A 17,952-nucleotide genomic window follows, 5' to 3' on the forward strand; every position below is an offset into this window, starting at 1 on the left:
TAATCGTCAGCAGTGCCGCAGGTTGCGGCAAGCGAGACGGCGAAGCGTACATCAGTACGTGAGCCGGCTCGATCGCCGCAAGATGCGGTGCTGCTGACGATTACGGGGGGTTGCCGGGGACGGGGAGTAGGGGTACTATGGCCGGCTCCCGGGGCAGAAAAACCGCCCGGATCTCCTCATCGCGGATCACCTGCTGCAGAAAGCGGGCGCCTGCATCCAGGTAGGGCTTGCTGTAGGAGTCGGCCAGCACCGGTGACACCGGGCCGGACATCCCGGAAAAGACAAAATAGAGCAAAACCACCAGCAGGTATGCCTTGGCCAGGCCGAAAAGGCCGCCACTTAACCGGTCGAACCAGGAGGTAAGGGTGAAGTTCACCACCCGCCGCAGGCCAAAGGTAAGCGCGCGGATCAGCAGGTAGGTCGCCCCGGCCAGCAAAAGGTAGGCCAGCAGGAAGGTCAGGCGTGATGGTTCCACCAGCGGGATCAGCTTCATCACCCCACCGGCAAAGTTTCCGGCCACCACAAAAGCCAGAATCAGGGCCACCACCGGGGCCAACTGGCGGACAAAACCGACCCAGCCCCCCCAGGCGACGAAAAAAACCACCACCGCGATGATACCGGCATCAAGGACAGTCATAGGATTAACACAGTAATTTAAAGTTCATAAGCTTGGCAAGTTGTGCCCAACAAAAACGTGTTCACACAAAAATTGCAATGAATATCGTCGATTTTCTCACCACCGTCCCCCTCTTTAGAGGCTTAAACCGGGAGCAGTACGATCATCTGGCCATGATCGCCACCGACCAGGAATACGCCAAAGGGCAGAGTATTTTTGCCGAAGGCGATCCCGGCGAGGGGTTCTTTATGGTCATGAGCGGCCAGGTAAAAATCTACAAGCTGTCCTTTGAAGGCAAGGAACAGATCCTGCACATCTTCGGCCCCGGGGAACCTTTTGCCGAAGCGGCGGTTTTCATCGGCTCTCCCTATCCGGCCCACGCCATGGCCCTGGCCCCCAGCCGGGTGCTGTTTCTGCCCCGCCGGGCCTTTATAGAATTGATCAACCGCCAGCCCGAGCTGGCCCTCAACATGCTTGCCGCGCTTTCACTGCGGCTGAAAAAGTTTGCCCAGCTGATTGAAGAGCTGTCCCTGAAAGAGGTTCCCGACCGTCTGGCCGCCCATCTGCTCTCGCTCAGCGACCAGCAGCAGGGACGGGACCAGGTGGTGCTGCCGGTGAGCAAGACTCAGCTGGCCGGGCTGCTGGGCACCATCCCGGAAACCCTTTCGCGAATTTTCAACAAAATGGCCAAGGCAGGCATGATCAGCACCGACGGCCCCCGGATCACCATCCAGGATCGCGAGGCCCTGGATCAACTGGCCAACGGAGAACGAAAACTGTAACTGGATCCGGTGGCTTCGCCCCAAACCATGGCTTTCCGGGCAGGCCATGACCGCTGGCCGCGTTTAGCATTGACAGCCGGCCGTAACGCCAGGTAATATGCTACCCTTTTTGACTATAACCACCAAACTTGGGACATTTCCCCGACATATCGCTTTTTCAAGCTCAGCGACCGCGGCCCGCCCGTCGATCGCCGGCAAGGAGTTAACATGAGCATCCGCGAAGACGCCATCAATGGCAAGGTAACCCCGGTATTTGAACAGTGCGCCGCCCACGAGGGGGTCAGCGTTGAAACCCTGATGGCCGGAGTGGCGGCGGGGGATATCTGTATCCCCAAAAATCACCACCACGACTTTCCCCGCGTTACCGGGATCGGCAAAGGGCTGAAAACCAAGGTCAACGCCAATATCGGTTCCTCCAAGGACCACCCGGAACTGGAAAATGAGCTGCAAAAGCTCTGTGTCTGCCTCAAGGCGGGAGCCGACGCGGTGATGGACCTGAGCATGGGCGGAGAGATCAGCGCCATCCGCCGGGAAATTCTCAAAAACTGCCCGATCCCGTTGGGCACCGTGCCCATCTACCAGAGTATCGCCCAGTTCGTGGAGAAGGATAAAAAGAAGATCGGCGAAGTCAGCGTCGATCATATTTTTCAGACCATCGAAGAACAGGCCCGCGACGGGGTGGACTTCATGACCATCCACTGCGGTATTACCAGGGAAACCCTGCGGCGCATCGACAACCACCCGCGCCTGCTGGGGGTGGTCAGCCGGGGCGGTTCGTTCACCATCGAGTGGATGAGCTATAACAACCGCGAAAACCCCATGTACGAACACTTCGACGACCTGCTGGCGATCCTTAAGGAACACGAGGTAACCCTGAGCCTGGGGGACGGCATCCGCCCGGGCTGCCTGGCCGACGCCACCGACCGGGGCCAGGTCCAGGAACTGATCCACCTGGGTGAGCTGACCCAGCGGGCCTGGGACGCCGGGGTACAGGTGATGATCGAAGGCCCGGGGCATATGCCCCTTGATCAAATTGAAGCCAACGTCATGTTGCAGAAAAGGCTCTGCCACAACGCCCCTTTCTATGTTCTGGGACCGCTGGTCACCGATATCGCGCCGGGCTACGACCACATCACCGGCGCCATCGGCGGGGCCATCGCCGCTTCCGCCGGGGCCGACTTTCTCTGTTACGTCACCCCCGCCGAGCACCTCAAGCTGCCCAGCTCCCAGGATGTCCACGACGGGGTGATCGCCTCGCGGATCGCCGCCCACGCCGCCGATATCGTCAAAAAGGTACCCGGCGCCATGGCGCGGGACATTGAAATGGCCAAGCGCCGTTGCGCTTTGGACTGGAAAGGCCAGATCGAACTCTCGGTTGACCCGGAGAAGGCCAGGCGTTATCGTGAGGAGGGCAACACCTACACCGGTGATGCCTGCAGCATGTGCGGCTCGTTCTGCGCCATTAAGGTCTACAAGCAGGCCAGCCGCAGGAGAGAATAAGAGGGGGAAAACGACGTATGGAATTTTTTGCCAGTATCATAGATCTGATAGACAGCACCGGGGTTCCCGACCAGATCAGCAACGTCGAGGTCGCGGCGCTGTTTACCAACCCCTGGTTCATGGTGCCATTTGTGCTGTTTGTGGTTTACAAGCTGTACCGGCAGGCACTCAACACCCTGGTGCTCACCGGCCTGGCCGTCGCCTTGTGGGTTTTTTCCGGCAGCCCGATGATGGACGGTCTGATCATCGACGGCGAGCTCCAGTTGAACAAAGTGCTGCCGGTGGCGGGAGTGGGCCTGCTGGCGGTGGTGATCGCCGTCTATTTTCTCTTTATCCGCTCCGATTGACCGCCGGCACTGACTAACAGGTCGATCAGCGGCCAATAACGACGGCGCCCCCCGACCGCTCTTAACATTACCACCACTTAATGCACCCACTGGCCGCAATTTACCGACAACTGCAGGATTTTTTCGGCCCCCAGCACTGGTGGCCCGGCGACACCCCCCTGGAGATCATGGTGGGCGCGGTACTGACCCAAAACACCTCCTGGGGCAATGTCGAGAAGGCCATCGACAACCTCAAGGCGGCAGGCCTGCTACCAACCACCCTGGCAACAACCAACCACCCCTCCGGCAAAACCGGCGACAGCCCCCCCCGGGAGCCCGGCGACGGCGACGGAGCAACCGGCCAACAGGGCAGGGCCGCCAACAACTTCGGCGAGCCGGACCAGAACCAGTGCCTGCTCGCTTTGCGGCAACTGCCCCCCGAGGTGCTGGCCGAACTGATCCGCCCGGCCGGCTATTACAACCTCAAAGCCCGGCGGCTGCACAACCTGCTGGCCTGTATTGCCGACGGGTACGGCAGGGTGGAAAACTTCCTGGCCCTTGCCGCCAACGATCTGCGGCAACAACTGCTGGCGGTCAAGGGCATCGGCCCGGAAACCGCCGATTCCATCTGCCTCTATGCCGCCGGCAAGCCGATTTTCGTGGTGGATGCCTACACCCACCGGATCTTCAGCCGCCACCAACTGCTGCCGGAGGAAGCCGACTACCACGCCATCCAGGAGATCTTCACCGACGCCCTGCCCGCCGACCCGGTCCTCTACAACGAATACCACGCCCTGATCGTTAGGCTGGGCAAAGAGTTCTGCAAGAAGCGCAACCCCCGCTGTCCCGAGTGCCCCCTGCACCGCCCAACCGACTGAATTGCCGCCGCTATCGCCCTGGAGCCCGGCCGCCCAACAGCAGAAAAGGCTTGACTTGCGAGACGATTTCCGCAATTTATATGCCTGCAAATTGTCGACGTCGCCAGAGACGGCGCCGACTGAAATTATCCAGGTGCTCGTTGGAGCTTAACAGGGAATCCCGTGTGAATCGGGAACGGACCCGCCGCTGTAATCGGGGACGAAAGCCGCAAAATGTCACTGTCTGCCACCTTGGCGATGGGAAGACGCGGCCGGTAGGAAGATCCGAGAGTCAGAAGACCTGCCTGGGTAGTGTGGATACCGCCCCCGTGGAACCGGGGCAGGTCGCCGATCCCATGGATAAAACAGGGAATCCCGGATCGATATCAACATATCGGTTCGGGTTTTTTTATTGCCACCCCGCAACCGCAAGTCAAAGTTAAGGGGAAAGCGCAATGAAAAAGCAGCTCAATGTTATTGGTTTATGCACTCTGCTGGCCCTGCCCATGGCCGCCGGCAACGCCGGCGCCGCGCCACAGTCTGATCCCATGCTGGAAGCAGTGGTGGTTACCGCCAGCCGCACCGCCCAAAGCGTGGACGACACCCTGGCCGCGGTCACCGTCATCAGCCGCCAGGACTTGGAGCGGGGGCAGTTCAGCAGCCTGCCGGAAGCCCTGGCCACCGTGCCCGGGCTGCAGATCAGCCGCAGCGGCGGCCGGGGCAAGGAAACCAACATCCATTTGCGCGGCACCTCCACCAGCCAGACCCTGGTCATGGTGGATGGCGTTCGGCTGGGCTCCGCCACCCTGGGCCGCCCTTCCCTGCAGCACATTCCCCTGAGCCAGATTGAGCGGATCGAAGTGGTCCGGGGGCCGCGCTCCACCCTTTACGGCTCCGATGCCATGGGCGGGGTTATCCACATCATCACCCGCCGGGGCCAGGAAGAGACCCGGGGAAACATCAGTGCCGGCGCCGGCAGCCATCGCAGCTACGAAACCCAGGCCGCAATTGCCGGCGCCCACGGCGACAGCCATTACAGCCTGAGCGGCGGCCATTTTTACACCCGGGGCTTTGACGCGCGCCGCAATGATGTACCCGATCCCAGCGGCTGGGGCAACACCCCCGATGAACCGGACCGGGACGGCTACCGGGAAAGCTCCGCCAGCATCCGCCTGGGGCACCGTTTCGCCCCCGGTCATGAGGTCGAGCTGCACGGCCTGCACTCCTCCGGCACCACCGAGTTTGACGGCTGGGAAAACGAAACCGATTTCCGCCAGCAGGTGCTGGGGCTCAACTGGCGGCTGATGCCCGCCGATTTCTGGGACATCACCCTGCAGGCCGCCCAGAGTTGGGATGACAGCAAAAACTACAGCGACGGCACCTACTCCAGCCGGTTTGACACCAAACGGGATCAACTGGGCTGGCAGAATGATTTTTTTCTCAATGCCGACAACACACTAACCCTGGGGGTTGATTATCATAAGGATCGGGTCAGTGGCAGCACCGACTACGATGAAGATTCCCGCTACACCACCGGGTATTACGCCCAGCACCAGCTTAATCATGGCCGCCACGGTTTTATGCTGGGGATGCGCTACGAGGACAATGAACAGTTCGGCAGCCATACCACTTACAACCTCGGCTACGGCCTGCAACTGCCGCGCAATACCCGGCTGACCCTGAACTACGGCACCGCCTTTCGGGCCCCTACCTTCAATGACCTGTACTGGCCCGCCGACCCGGTCTGGGGCGGCGGCGGCAACCCGGACCTGAAGCCGGAAGAGTCCAAAAGCTACGAAGCGGCCCTGCAACAGAGCTACCAGGGCGGACACTGGCGCCTGGGAGTATTTCGCACCGACATCGATGAGATGATCAGCGGCTGGCCACCGGAGAATGTCAACCGGGCCCGGATTGACGGCCTGGAGCTGGAAAGCGGCCATTACCTGGGAGAGCACTGGCAGCTTGGGGCGGTGGTTACCATCTTGAGCCCTAAAGACCGGGACAGCGACCTGCTGCTGCCGCGCCGGGCCCGCCGCACGGCCGCCATCAACCTGGATGGCGATTTCGGCCGCTGGCGCAGCGGGGTGAGCATGCAGGCCGTCGGCAAGCGCTACGACGATGCCGCCAACCAGACCCGGCTGGCGGGTTACGCCCTGCTGTTCTGGCGGGCCGAATATGAATTGTCCGACAACTGGCTGCTGCAGGGAAAAATTGACAACCTGCTGGACAAGGATTACGAGGAAGTGGCCACCTACAATACCCCGGGGCGCACCTTTTTCGCGACCCTGCACTACCGCTTCTAACCGAGGTATAAGATGCTGCAACTATTCCACAGCGGCGGGCCGTTAATGTATCCCCTGCTGGCCTGCTCGGTCATCGCTTTAGCGGTGGTGATCGAGCGGGGCCTGTTCTGGGCGCTGGTTGAATATCACCGGCGGCGGGAGCTGGTGGACGAGGTGCTGGAGCTGAGCCGGGCCGGCCGTTTGGAGAAGGTACGGGAAAAGGTCAGCGGTTGCCGCGATTACGTGGTCCGGATTTTAATCAGCGGCATTCTTCATCGCGACTTTTCCCCGGCCAAGGCCATGGAAGCGGCGGCAGCCGACGAGTTGCAGCGGATGCGGCGCTTCATGGGGGTGCTGGACACCATGATCACGGTGGCCCCGCTGCTGGGGATTCTGGGCACCGTGGTGGGGATCATCAACTCCTTCGAGATGCTGGAGGCAGCGGGTATTGAAGAGCCGGGCAAGGTGACCGCCGGTATCGCCCAGGCCCTGATCACCACCGCCACCGGCCTGAGCATTGCCATCTTTGCCGTTTTTCCCTACAACTACTTCAACGCCCGGGCCGAAAACGCGGTCCTGAACATTGAAAAATACGCCACCAGCCTGGAAATAATTTTTCAGAAGACGGCAGAACAGGTGCCTGCAAAAAGCGCCGAAGAACCATGAAGATCAGGCAGACAACCGGCAAAAAGGCCCGCATTGAAATGCTGCCGCTGATCGACATCGTTTTTCTGGTCCTGGTGGTCTTCATTTACGCCATGCTCTCCATGGCCGTACACCGCGGCCTGCCGGTCACCCTGCCGCAATCGGCCAGTACGGCGCCGGAACAGGCCACGGAGCTTACCGTTAACATTCAGGCCGACGGCGCCGTCTTTGTCAATCGCCAAGCGGTGGCCGGGGCGCAACTTACCGATCACCTGCGCCTGTTGGCCGCCGAGCAACCCGACGCGGCGGTGATTCTGTTTGCCGACCGGGATTTAAGCTATCAGCAACTTTTCACGGTACTTGACAAAATCAGCGCTGCCGGGCTTGAACGGGTTTCCCTGCAGGCCGAAGCCGCCACCCCCTGATTACCTGCTGAACGGTTACGCTTAGCGCTTACGATGGGAATCATGCAAAGAACGCTGATGGCACTCTTTTTGGCCCTGCTCGGCCATGCGCTGCTGTTCTGGTGGGGCAGCGACTGGTCCTGGCGCGCCTCGCCACCACCGGAGGGCAAGCAACTGGCCCTGCAGCTGGCATTGAGCACCGGCCCCCCCGCCGCTTTGCCCCCGGAAACCCCGGCGGCGCCGGAGCCGGCCACCCCCAGCCGGCCAGAGCCGCCGCCGGAACCGGAGGCCATCCCGGTGCCGCAACCACCCCCTGCACCGACACCGGAGCCGGAACCGGTTCCGGAGCCGAAACCTGCCCCGGAACCGGAAGCAAAAACGGCACCCGAAGATAGCAAAAAGCCGCCGGAACCGCCACTGGACAAGGCAAAGCCGGTCGCCAAGGAAACGGCGGCGGCAAGCCCTGCTCCGGCGCCGCTCACCTCCGCCGCCGAGGCGGCCGGCGCCACGGCCAAACAGCAATCAACCGCCGCCGGCCCAATAACCGAGGCCCGCCCCCTTTACCGGGAAAACCCGCCACCGCCTTACCCCCGCGCGGCCCAGCGGCGGCACCACCAGGGCACCGTCATCCTGGAAGTGTTGGTCAACCGCCAGGGCCGGGTGGAGGAATTGCAGGTGGCCGAATCCAGCGGTTATCCCCTGCTGGACCAGGCGGCACTGGCGGCCGTGGCCGACTGGCGCTTTGAGCCGGGCCGACGCAACGGCCAGACGATCACCTCCACTGTGCTGGTGCCGGTAAGTTTTGTTTTACAGTAAACCACCGCCAGCCAATAACAACCGGAAACAAAAACATGAACAGGCCCTTTACCACCCTTTTCCTGCCTGCAGCCCAGCTGCTCTTGGTTTTACTGCTGCTTTTGCCGGCCCATACCGCAGCCGGCGCCGGCCAGGCAGCGGGAACAGAGCTACGTCAGCTCGCCGACCCCACCGGCCGTGAGGTGAGCATACCGGCAACCCCCAGGCGGGTGGTCTCCCTGGCCCCCAGCATCACCGAAATGATTTTCGCCTTGGAGCAGCAGGAACTGCTGCTGGGCACCACCCAGTTCAGCAACTACCCGCCGGCGGCCAGGGAAATTCCCCGAATCGGCTCCTATGTGCTCCCCGACCTGGAGCGGATCGTGGCCCTGAGCCCGGACCTGGTGCTGGCCACCCGGGACGGCAACCCCCGGCGGCTGATCAACCGCCTGGAGGCCTTGGGGATTCCGGTTTTTGCCATCGACCCGCGCAACCTGGCGGAGATCAAAACCAGCCTGCTGGTCCTGGGAGAGGTGCTCAACGCCACCGACCAGGCCAACGCCCTGGCAACCGACATAGAGCAGCGGCTAGCTCAGTTGCAGGCCCAAATGCGCCACATCGAGCACCGCCCCCTGGTCTTTTTCCAGGTGGACGCCGCCCCCATGGTCAGCATCGGGGAAGAAACCTTCCTCCACGAACTGATCGAGCTGGCCGGGGGCCGTAACGCAGCCGCCGGCGGCCCGGCCTACCCTCGCTACGGCTGGGAGGAAATTCTCAACCTGCAGCCGGAGGTGGTAATCATCACCTCCATGGCCGGCGGTCAGAGCCCGGAGGAACTGCTTCGGATGTGGCAGCGCTGGCCGCAGCTGCAAGCGGTGCAAAACAACCGCCTCCACGTGGTAGACGCCGATCTTTTCGACCGCCCCACCCACCGGCTGCTGGACGGCCTGGAGATCCTGGCCAAACTGATCCACCCCGGGCAGGATACCACGGATTAAATTACAGGCTTGCCCCGTCCCCGGCAAACAAGTTAAGATCGCCCCCACCATGACTACCCCAACCTTTCCCTCTTTGCTTATCACCCTGCCCCTGGTGCTGCTGGGCGGCGCCCTGGCCCTGGCCGGGGCCGTTTTTCTGGGGCTCAGCGGCGGTTCCACCGGTTTGAACCCCCAGGCCCTCTGGCTCTTGCTGACCGATCCTGCCGCCTCCGACCCGATCACCGCCACCATCATTTGGGAGATCCGTCTGCCCCGGGTTATTCTGGCCGCCGCCGCCGGCGCCGCCCTGGCCCTGGGCGGGCTGGTTTTCCAAGCCCTGCTGCGCAACCCCCTGGCCGAACCCTATATCCTGGGGCTGAGCGGCGGCGCGGCGGTGGGGGCGATTTTGGGGATGATGGCCGGGCTGGCCAACTTTCCCGGCGTAACCCTGCTGGCCTTTGCCGGCGGCATGGTGACCCTGGCCCTGGTGCTGGCCATCGCCGGCGGCCGGCGGGGCACCGGCAAGGACACCCTGCTGCTGGGCGGGGTGATGATGAACGCCTTCTGCGGCTCGCTGATCATGCTGCTGTTGGCCATCAGCCAAGATGACCAGTTGCGCTCCATCCTCTTCTGGCTGATGGGTGACCTCTCCCGGGCCGAACCGGGGCAATTGCATATTCTGCTGCTGCTGGCCCCTTTGATGCTGCTGATCATGCTGCTGGCCCGACCGCTCAACCTGCTGCTGATGGGCCGCGATGCCGCCGCCACCCTGGGTGTCAACGTGGGCGCCGTTTCCCTGACCCTGCTGATCGCCACTTCCTTCATGGTGGGGGTGATCGTCAGCCAGGCCGGGCTGATCGGTTTTGTCGGCCTGGTGGTGCCCCATATCTTCCGCCTGCTGGCCGGGCCCGACCACCGGGTGCTGATCCCCGCCTGCCTGCTGGGCGGCGCCGCCTACCTGGTGGTCTGCGACCTGCTGGCCCGCTCACTGCCCACCGGCGGCGAATTGCCGGTGGGGATCGTCACCGCCTTAATCGGCGCCCCGATCTTTATTTTTCTGCTCTGGAAGACGAAATGACGGCAAAGACCGGCCAGGCGGCCATTACCGCCCACAACGTCAGCCTTTCCTATCAGCAGACGGCCATTTTGCACCGGCTCTACTTCACCGTCGAAAAAGGGGAGTTTTTCCTGATCATCGGCCCCAACGGCAGCGGTAAGACCTCGCTGCTCAAGCTGCTGGCCGGCTTGCTGCCCCCCACCAGCGGTGCCATCGAGGTGCTGGGGCAAAAACCCACCGGCCGGCGGCGGCGGCAGTTTGCCCAGCAGGTGGCGGTGCTGCCCCAGCAGCTCCCGGCGGAATTTCCCTTCAAGGTGGCCGCCACGGTGCTGATGGGCCGCGCCCCCCACCTGCGCCCCTGGGAGCTGGAAGGCAAAGCCGACCGCCAACTGGCCCGCCAGGCCATGGCCTTCACCGATATCGAACACCTGGCCTCCCGCCGCCTGGATCAACTGAGCGGCGGTGAGCGGCAGCGGGTCTTTATCGCCCAGGCGCTCTGCCGCCAGCCGCGCCTGCTGCTGCTGGACGAACCCACCGCCGCCCTGGACCCGGCCCACCAGATCATGATCCTCGACCTGTTGGCCCGCCTCTGCCGGGAGCAGGGAATCACCGTGGTGATGGTCTCCCACGACCTCAACCTGGCGGCCATGTACGGCGATCGGCTGCTGCTGCTGGACCGGGGCCGGCTGGCCGGCCTGGGCGAACCGGCCACGGTGCTGGAACGCCACCGGCTGGAGGAAACCTACCACTGCCCCCTGATGGTCGATGAAAACCCGCTGGGCCAAGTGCCGCGGGTCTGCCCCATCCCGGAAAAGTTCCGCCTCTAACCAACGTAAACGTTCAGCAGCACTGCATCTTCGGGCGATCAGCCAGGCTTACGTACAGGGAGTACGCTGCGCCTGGCTGCTTACCCGAACCTGCAGCACTGCTGAACGTTTACGACCCGTTACATCAGCAGCTATTGGTCAAGGTAAACACCTGCCCACCAAATACTACATTTTGTGTTGACCCCTAAGCCATAACGCGATATACAGTGGTGCAAGCGGCTTCCAAACTTGCTGATCCGGCGATCAGGGGTTAGGATGAAAAGGGAATCCGGTGTAAATCCGGAACTGTCGCGCAGCGGTGATCGGCAACGAACGTTATCGTAACCACTGGCTGATTTTAAAAAGCCGGGAAGGGATAACCAGTAGGTAAGCGTCGGAAGTAGCCTTACAGGCGCTTAGACCCGAAAGTCCGAAGACCTGCCGTGAAACCCGGGCTACCACCTTTGGCGGCACCACATCTTTTTATTATTGCTACCTCGCGTAAAGGAGCAGCATCATGGTTCATGTTCCAACCCAGCCCCAGCCACAAGCAACCACCGACCACCAGCCCGCGGCCAGCCACACCACCCCCCGCTCGCAACTCTTCAGTGTGATCCGCAAGCGGGACCAGCGGCTGGTGCCGTTTGCGGCGGAAAAAATTACCAACGCCATCCATAAAGCCGGCGAGGTCACCGGCGAACTCGGCCCCCCCGAGGCCCGCCGCCTGACCATGCAGGTACTGGCCATTGCCCAGAATTTTTTTGGCGAGCAGTTAAACCGCTCCGCCCCGGCCGCCGGGGATCAGGCTGCCGCCGTTCCATCGGTGGAAGAAATCCAGGACTTGGTGGAGGAGGTGCTGCTCTCCTCACCCTATAAAAAAACCGCCAAGGCCTATATTCTCTACCGCGACCAGCACGCCCGCATCCGGGAGATGGTCACCAAGACCGACCTGGACCTGATCGACGGCTACCTGCAAAAGCTGGACTGGCAGGTGCAGGAAAATTCCAATATGTCTTACTCGCTGCAGGGGTTGAACAACTACGTCTCCAGCGAGATCAGCAAGAACTACTGGCTCAACAAGATTTACCCCGCCGAGGTGCGCCGGGCCCACCTGGATGGCGATTTGCACCTGCACGACCTGGGCCAGCTCTCGGTTTACTGCGTGGGCTGGGACCTGCGCGACCTGCTTAAGCAGGGCTTTACCGGGGCGCCGGGCAAGGCGGAAAGCGGCCCGGCCAAGCATTTCCGCAGCGCTTTAGGCCAGATCGTCAACTTCTTCTACACCCTGCAGGGCGAAGCCGCCGGGGCCCAGGCCTTTGCCAGCTTCGACACCCTGCTGGCCCCCTTCATCCGGGCCGACAACCTCAACTACCGGGAGGTCAAACAGGCCCTGCAGGAGTTTGTCTTCAACCTCAACGTCCCCACCCGGGTGGGTTTCCAGACCCCGTTTACCAACCTCACCATGGACCTGCAGCCGCCAAGTGCCTTGCGCCAGTCCCCGGTGATCATCGGCGGCGTCGAGCAGGATGGCGTTTACGGCGACTACCAGCAGGAGATGAACCTGCTCAACCAGGCCTTTTTGGAAGTAATGGCCGAGGGCGACAGCAAGGGGCGGGCCTTCACCTTCCCCATCCCCACCTACAACATCACCGCCGACTTCAACTGGGACGACCCCAGCCTGGACCGCCTCTGGCAAACCACCGCCCGTTACGGCCTGCCCTATTTCGCCAACTTCGTCAACTCCGACATGAGCCCCGACGACGCCCGCTCCATGTGCTGCCGCCTGCGGCTGGACACCCGGGAGCTGGAGAAACGGGGCGGCGGCCTGTTCGGGGCTAACCCGCTCACCGGCTCCATCGGGGTAGTGACCATCAACATGGCGGCCCTGGGTTACCAGACCAAGGATGAGGCCGATTTTTTCCAGCGCCTGGAAAAACTGATGCAGATCGCCCGCACCAGCCTGGAGACCAAGCGCAAGGTGCTGGAAAACTTCACCGCCAAGGGGCTTTACCCATACACCCGCTACTACCTGCGCCAGGTGGAAGAGCGCTTCGGCCGCTTCTGGGACAACCACTTCTCCACCATCGGCCTGATCGGCACCAACGAGGCCTGCCTCAACCTGCTGGGCGAGGATATAGGCAGTCCGGCGGGCAAAGCCTTTGCCCTGCGGGTGCTTGATTTCATGCGCCAACGGTTAAGCAAGTTCCAGGAAGAGACCGGCAACCAGTACAACCTCGAGGCCACCCCGGCCGAGGGCACCGGTCACCGGCTGGCCAAGCTGGACGCCCGCCGTTTTCCCGAGCTGGCCGCCACCCTGACCTGTTGCGAGGAGGGCCGTCTGCCCATCTACACCAACTCCACCCAGTTGCCGGTGAACTACACCGAGGATATTTTTCAACTGCTGGATCACCAGGATGAGCTGCAGGCCAAATACACCGGCGGCACCGTAGTCCACTGCTTTCTGGGCGAAACCGAGATCGAAGCGGAAACGGTGAAGTCCTTCGTTAAAACGGTCTGCTCCCAGTACCAAATTCCCTACTTCACCCTGACCCCGGTGTTTGCCATCTGCCCGCAACACGGTTACCTGGCCGGCGAGCAGCACCGCTGCCCCCATTGCCAGGCCACCACCGAGGTCTACTCCCGGGTGGTGGGCTACCTGCGGCCCATCCAGCAGTGGCACGAGGGCAAACAGGCGGAATTTACCTTCCGCAACCACTACCGGCTGAGCACTACCCAGCCATGAACATTGGCGGTTTCCATCCGGCTAGCTTCAACGATTTTCCCGGCCGGGTGGCGGCGGTGATCTTTACCCAAGGCTGCAACTTCCGCTGCCCCTGGTGCCATAACGCCGAGCTGATCCCCGCCGCCGCCCCGGCCGGGGCCGACCTTTACGCACCAGAAGAAATTCTGGCCCGGCTGGCGGCCCGCCGAAACAAACTGGGCGGCGCGGTGATCAGCGGCGGCGAACCCACCCTGCAGCCGGACCTGCTGGACTTCTGTCGGGAAATCAAAAAACTGGGGCTGGCGGTGAAGGTGGACAGCAACGGCAGCCGCCCGGAAATTCTCGCAAAGCTGCTGGCGGCTAAAGTGGTGGACTTCCTGGCCATGGACATCAAGGCGCCGCCGGCCAAGTACGAGCAACTGGTGAGCACCAAGGTTGACCTCGAGGCCATCCGGCGTTCCATCGCTCTGATCGCCGCCAGCGGCCTGGCCCACCAGTTCCGCACCACCATGGTGGATCACCTGCTGACCGCCGCCGACCTGGATGAAATCCGCCGCCTGCTACCCGCCGCCTCGCCCCACAAAACCCAACCCTACCGGCCATCCCAGCCGGCAGAACAGGAGGGCTGAATGGATTCGCTCACCAACCGTATCATCCGCGCCGGCAAGCTGGACCATGAGCTGTACCGCGAGGTCAAGGAAGATCCCGAGGCCCTGGGGCCCGCCCTCAACGTGGTGCTGCTCTCCAGCCTGGCCGCCGGCATCGGGTCCTTGCAGCTGGGGATCATCGGTTTTGTCACCGGCACCGCCGCCGCCTTTGCCGGTTGGTTGGTCTGGACCCTGATCATTTACCTGGTCGGGAGCAAGATCCTGCCCGAAGCCCGTACCAGAACCAGCCTCCCCCAGTTGCTCCGGGTAGCCGGTTTTGCCAGTGCGCCGGGCATACTCCGGCTGCTGGCCGGCATTCCCTATCTGGGCGGGTTGGTAATATTTGCCGCCTCACTCTGGATGCTCACCGCCATGATCATCGCCACCCGCCAGGCCCTGGACTATGAAAGCGCCTGGCGCGCCGCCGGGGTCTGCCTGCTGGGCTGGATCCTGCAGGGCATGGCCATTGCCCCTTTTCTGCTGATGATGAGCGCAAAGATGTAAATCCGCCGCCCAGGGGGGCAAGATTTCGACAAAGGGGCGGGCAGAAAGACATCAACCGAAGCGGCCGGTGATATATTCTTCGGTGCGCTTCTGGTCCGGGGCGGTGAACATCTTGTCGGTGGGGTTGAACTCGATCAGATCACCCACGTAGAAGAAGGCGGTGTAGTCGGAGATCCGCGAGGCCTGCTGCATGTTGTGGGTGACGATGACGATGGTCACCTGGTGTTTCAGTTCGCTCATCAACTCCTCGATACGCATGGTCGATTGCGGGTCCAGAGAGCTGGTGGGCTCGTCCATCAGCAGCACCTCGGGCTCCACCGCCAGCGCCCGGGCGATGGACAACCGCTGCTGCTGGCCGCCGGAGAGCGAGCCGCCGGGCAAGTTGAGCCGATCCTTGACCTCTTCCCACAGGGCGGCCTGGCGCAGAGCCCGCTCAGCCACCTCTTCAAGCAGGCTTTTTTGGCGAATCCCCACCAGCTTGAGGCCGGCCACCACGTTATCAAAGATCGACATGGTGGGAAAAGGGGTAGGTTTCTGAAAAACCATGCCGATCCGACGGCGGATGGTCACCGGATCAACCCCGGGGGCGTAAATATCCTGCCCGTCCAGCAGCGCCTGGCCGCTGACCCTGGCCCCCCTGGTAAGATCGTGCATGCGGTTGAGCGAGCGCAGAAAGGTGGTCTTGCCGCAACCGGAAGGGCCGATCAGAGCGGTGATCCGGTGGTTGTAAATGGACAGGCTGACATTGCGCACCCCGCTGCTCTCACCATAATGGACGGTGAGTTCCCGGGTCTCCATCCGCAGTTCATCCGCCGACAAATGCGGGGCTTGTGTTTCATTCACCATCGTAATACCTCAAAATATTAAACATTATCCCCCAAGCGCTGCTAAGAGGTAACTGATCACGCAATCCTGGCTGATCGCCCGCAGGTGCGGCCGTTCGGTTACCGCTTACCGCGCACCGCCAGGCGGGCCACGATAAAGGCAAAGATCACCAGCCCCAGCAGGACAATCCCGGCCGCCCAGCCCATCTCATGCCACTGCTTATAGGGGCTGATCGCCAGGCTGTAAAGCCGCTGCGGCAGCGTATCCACCGGCCCCAGCAACCAGCCGGTCCAGCGGCCGGGCAGATAATTGTTGCCAAAAGAGGTGAACAGCAGCGGCGCTGCTTCCCCCACCGCCCGGGCAAAGGCGATCAGAACCCCGGTGACCAGCCCCACCTTGGCGGCGGGAATGATGGCCGAGAGCACCACTCGCCAACGGGGCAAACCCAGCGCCAGGCCGGCCTCCCTGATTGACCAGGGAATGATGGAAAGCGCGCTTTCAGTGGCCCGGGCGATGATCGGCAGCATTACAAACCCCAGCGCCACCGCCCCGGCAATGCCGGAGAAGGTGCCCATGGGCTTGACGATCAGGGCAAAGGCCAGCAACCCCTTAAGAATGGCCGGCATCCCGTTCAAGGTATCGTTCAGCAGCCGCAACAGCGGGTTTAAGCGGTGGTCCGGGTATTCGGCCAGCATGATCCCGGCCCCGATCCCCAATGGTACGGCCAGCAGCAGGGCCAGGGAGTCCACCACCAGGGTACCGATGATGGTATGGACCAAACCGGTGGGTTGTCCCAGTTGGGCGCGGGCGGGTGAGCCCAGCTCCTGGGTGAAAAAATCCCAGTTCAAGGCCCCGACCCCCTGGATCACCACATAACTGATCACAATCCCCAACGGCACCAGCACCAGGCAGGTGGCGGCGGCCAGCAGCACCCGCACCAGGTGATCACGAAAATAGCGCCGTCGCAGACTGATGGGCTGCGCCGCCGGATTATCCAGTAAAGTTTCATGCATCACGAAATAGCTCCTGCTAACATCGGCGAGCAACCGACAGCCGGCCACAACGCCCTGCTTGCCCCGGACCAGCCGGTCGGCAACTCACCATGGGTTAAAGGGCCGTCAACCATCCGCTGCCCCCTGATCGCTTTCACCTTGATCGCCGGTTAGATGCCACGGCCGCCCACCAACATCTTGCGCTGGATCCAGGCCGCCACCAGGTTGACCACCAGGGAAATAAGGAACAGGTAGAAGCCGATGGCCATCAGGCTGGAAAGGTGCAGATTTTCCACCGCTTCCCGAAACTCGTTGATAATCACCGAGGGCATGGTCGCCGCCGGGCCGAAAATATTGAAAGGCAGGGTATTCTTGTTGCCGATCAGCATCGCCACGGCCATGGTTTCACCAATGGCCCGCCCAAAGGAGAGAATGGCGCCGGCAACAATGCCGCCACGGGCGTACGGCAGCACCGCCATCCTGATCACCTCCCAGCGGGTGGCCCCCAGGGCCCAGGCAGCCTCACGCTGGGAGGCCGGCACCAGGCGGATGGCGTCACGGCTGAGCGCCGCGGTAAAGGGCACGATCATCAGAGCCAGGACGATCACCGCCGTGGTCATCCCGTAGCCGATGGGGCTGCCCAGCACCGGCAACAACTCGGGCCGGCTTTCGGCCGCCCACATGTAAATCGGCATATAGCATTTTTCGCGCAGCCAGGGGGCCAGCACGAAAATACCCCAGATCCCCACCACCACGCTGGGCACGGCGGCAATCAGGTCAACCAGGGCGTCGATGATATGGGCCAGCCAGCGGGGGGCGTATTCGGCTGAAAATATCGCCACCGCCAGCGCCGGGAAAAAGGCCAGCGCCAACGCGGCCACACTGGTTACCAGGGTGCCGATCAGAAACGGCAGCGCGCCGAATTCCAGGCGCAAGGCCGGGTCCCAGGTGGTGCCGGTGAGAAACCCGATAAAACCAAAACGGTGAATGGCGGCGGCCCCTTCCTGGTAGAGCACCACCGCCATGGACACGGCCAGGGCCATTACCGTAAGCCCGAAAAGAGTGACCAGAACCAGAAAGATCCGGTCGCCCAACCAGCGGTAAAGAAGCGGCGGGGAACGGCGGACCAGCGATGAAGCGGAGTTATCGGCGGACAAGTTAAAATTCCTCCTGCTGTTCACTAAATAGGGGAGCAAGCCTGTGATCAGTTACGTT

Annotated in this window: 18 protein-coding genes and 2 riboswitches; of the genes, 14 read left to right on the plus strand and 4 right to left on the minus strand. The window is 62.4% G+C overall.

From position 1 onward, the window contains the following. Positions 1 to 100: 100 nt before the first annotated feature. On the minus strand, positions 101 to 637 hold the full coding sequence (locus DAAHT2_RS07915; RefSeq protein ID WP_013163771.1) for a CvpA family protein: 537 nt from the start codon (positions 635 to 637) through the stop codon (positions 101 to 103). A 77-nt stretch (positions 638 to 714) separates the two neighbouring features. On the opposite strand from DAAHT2_RS07915, the gene DAAHT2_RS07920 reads away from it, so the two are divergent. From DAAHT2_RS07920 to DAAHT2_RS07985, 14 genes are all read left to right on the plus strand, one after another. After that, entirely contained in the window at positions 715 to 1,398 is a 684-nt protein-coding gene (locus DAAHT2_RS07920; protein ID WP_013163772.1) for a Crp/Fnr family transcriptional regulator, read from the plus strand. A 207-nt stretch (positions 1,399 to 1,605) separates the two neighbouring features. Further along, on the plus strand, positions 1,606 to 2,898 hold the full coding sequence (thiC, locus tag DAAHT2_RS07925) for a phosphomethylpyrimidine synthase ThiC (protein WP_013163773.1): 1,293 nt from the start codon (positions 1,606 to 1,608) through the stop codon (positions 2,896 to 2,898). 17 nt (positions 2,899 to 2,915) lie between these two features. Next, positions 2,916 to 3,245, plus strand: coding sequence for a hypothetical protein (locus DAAHT2_RS07930; protein WP_013163774.1), 330 nt, complete (start codon positions 2,916 to 2,918; stop codon positions 3,243 to 3,245). Between the two features lie 80 nt (positions 3,246 to 3,325). Next, entirely contained in the window at positions 3,326 to 4,102 is a 777-nt protein-coding gene (locus DAAHT2_RS14950; protein WP_013163775.1) for an endonuclease III domain-containing protein, read from the plus strand. Positions 4,103 to 4,216: 114 nt separating this feature from the next. Next, positions 4,217 to 4,404, plus strand: a riboswitch (cobalamin riboswitch). 132 nt (positions 4,405 to 4,536) lie between these two features. Then, positions 4,537 to 6,384, plus strand: a complete 1,848-nt coding sequence (locus DAAHT2_RS07940; protein ID WP_013163776.1) for a TonB-dependent receptor domain-containing protein — start codon at positions 4,537 to 4,539, stop codon at positions 6,382 to 6,384. A 12-nt stretch (positions 6,385 to 6,396) separates the two neighbouring features. Continuing rightward, entirely contained in the window at positions 6,397 to 7,029 is a 633-nt protein-coding gene (locus tag DAAHT2_RS07945) for a MotA/TolQ/ExbB proton channel family protein (RefSeq protein WP_013163777.1), read from the plus strand. Next, positions 7,026 to 7,433: an ExbD/TolR family protein gene (locus DAAHT2_RS07950; protein WP_013163778.1), complete on the plus strand. Its 408-nt coding sequence runs from the start codon at positions 7,026 to 7,028 to the stop codon at positions 7,431 to 7,433. Before DAAHT2_RS07945 ends, DAAHT2_RS07950 begins: the two co-directional genes overlap by 4 nt. A gap of 42 nt (positions 7,434 to 7,475) precedes the next feature. Further along, positions 7,476 to 8,228, plus strand: coding sequence for an energy transducer TonB (locus DAAHT2_RS07955; protein ID WP_157861444.1), 753 nt, complete (start codon positions 7,476 to 7,478; stop codon positions 8,226 to 8,228). A 35-nt stretch (positions 8,229 to 8,263) separates the two neighbouring features. Then, positions 8,264 to 9,205, plus strand: coding sequence for an ABC transporter substrate-binding protein (locus DAAHT2_RS07960; RefSeq protein ID WP_013163780.1), 942 nt, complete (start codon positions 8,264 to 8,266; stop codon positions 9,203 to 9,205). A 49-nt stretch (positions 9,206 to 9,254) separates the two neighbouring features. Continuing rightward, on the plus strand, positions 9,255 to 10,262 hold the full coding sequence (locus tag DAAHT2_RS07965) for a FecCD family ABC transporter permease (protein ID WP_013163781.1): 1,008 nt from the start codon (positions 9,255 to 9,257) through the stop codon (positions 10,260 to 10,262). Next, complete coding sequence (locus DAAHT2_RS07970; protein WP_013163782.1) at positions 10,259 to 11,068, plus strand: ABC transporter ATP-binding protein; 810 nt, start codon at positions 10,259 to 10,261, stop codon at positions 11,066 to 11,068. Before DAAHT2_RS07965 ends, DAAHT2_RS07970 begins: the two co-directional genes overlap by 4 nt. A gap of 199 nt (positions 11,069 to 11,267) precedes the next feature. Beyond that, a riboswitch (cobalamin riboswitch) is annotated at positions 11,268 to 11,507 on the plus strand. 57 nt (positions 11,508 to 11,564) lie between these two features. After that, complete coding sequence (locus DAAHT2_RS07975; protein WP_013163783.1) at positions 11,565 to 13,790, plus strand: ribonucleoside triphosphate reductase; 2,226 nt, start codon at positions 11,565 to 11,567, stop codon at positions 13,788 to 13,790. Continuing rightward, positions 13,787 to 14,398, plus strand: a complete 612-nt coding sequence (locus tag DAAHT2_RS07980; protein WP_013163784.1) for an anaerobic ribonucleoside-triphosphate reductase activating protein — start codon at positions 13,787 to 13,789, stop codon at positions 14,396 to 14,398. The genes DAAHT2_RS07975 and DAAHT2_RS07980 overlap by 4 nt, the downstream gene beginning before the upstream one ends. Then, positions 14,399 to 14,920: a YIP1 family protein gene (locus DAAHT2_RS07985; RefSeq protein ID WP_013163785.1), complete on the plus strand. Its 522-nt coding sequence runs from the start codon at positions 14,399 to 14,401 to the stop codon at positions 14,918 to 14,920. A gap of 51 nt (positions 14,921 to 14,971) precedes the next feature. On the opposite strand, the gene pstB is transcribed toward DAAHT2_RS07985, so the two are convergent. The 3 genes from pstB to pstC all read right to left on the minus strand — a co-directional run bounded on the left by pstB (position 14,972) and on the right by pstC (position 17,894). Further along, positions 14,972 to 15,766: a phosphate ABC transporter ATP-binding protein PstB gene (gene pstB / locus DAAHT2_RS07990; protein ID WP_013163786.1), complete on the minus strand. Its 795-nt coding sequence runs from the start codon at positions 15,764 to 15,766 to the stop codon at positions 14,972 to 14,974. Between the two features lie 98 nt (positions 15,767 to 15,864). Further along, positions 15,865 to 16,758: a phosphate ABC transporter permease PstA gene (gene pstA, locus DAAHT2_RS07995; protein WP_013163787.1), complete on the minus strand. Its 894-nt coding sequence runs from the start codon at positions 16,756 to 16,758 to the stop codon at positions 15,865 to 15,867. Between the two features lie 149 nt (positions 16,759 to 16,907). Continuing rightward, positions 16,908 to 17,894: a phosphate ABC transporter permease subunit PstC gene (pstC, locus tag DAAHT2_RS08000; RefSeq protein ID WP_013163788.1), complete on the minus strand. Its 987-nt coding sequence runs from the start codon at positions 17,892 to 17,894 to the stop codon at positions 16,908 to 16,910. Between the last annotated feature and the right edge of the window lie 58 nt (positions 17,895 to 17,952).

This window comes from Desulfurivibrio alkaliphilus AHT 2, assembly GCF_000092205.1.
Classification (GTDB): Bacteria; Desulfobacterota; Desulfobulbia; order Desulfobulbales; family Desulfurivibrionaceae; genus Desulfurivibrio; species Desulfurivibrio alkaliphilus.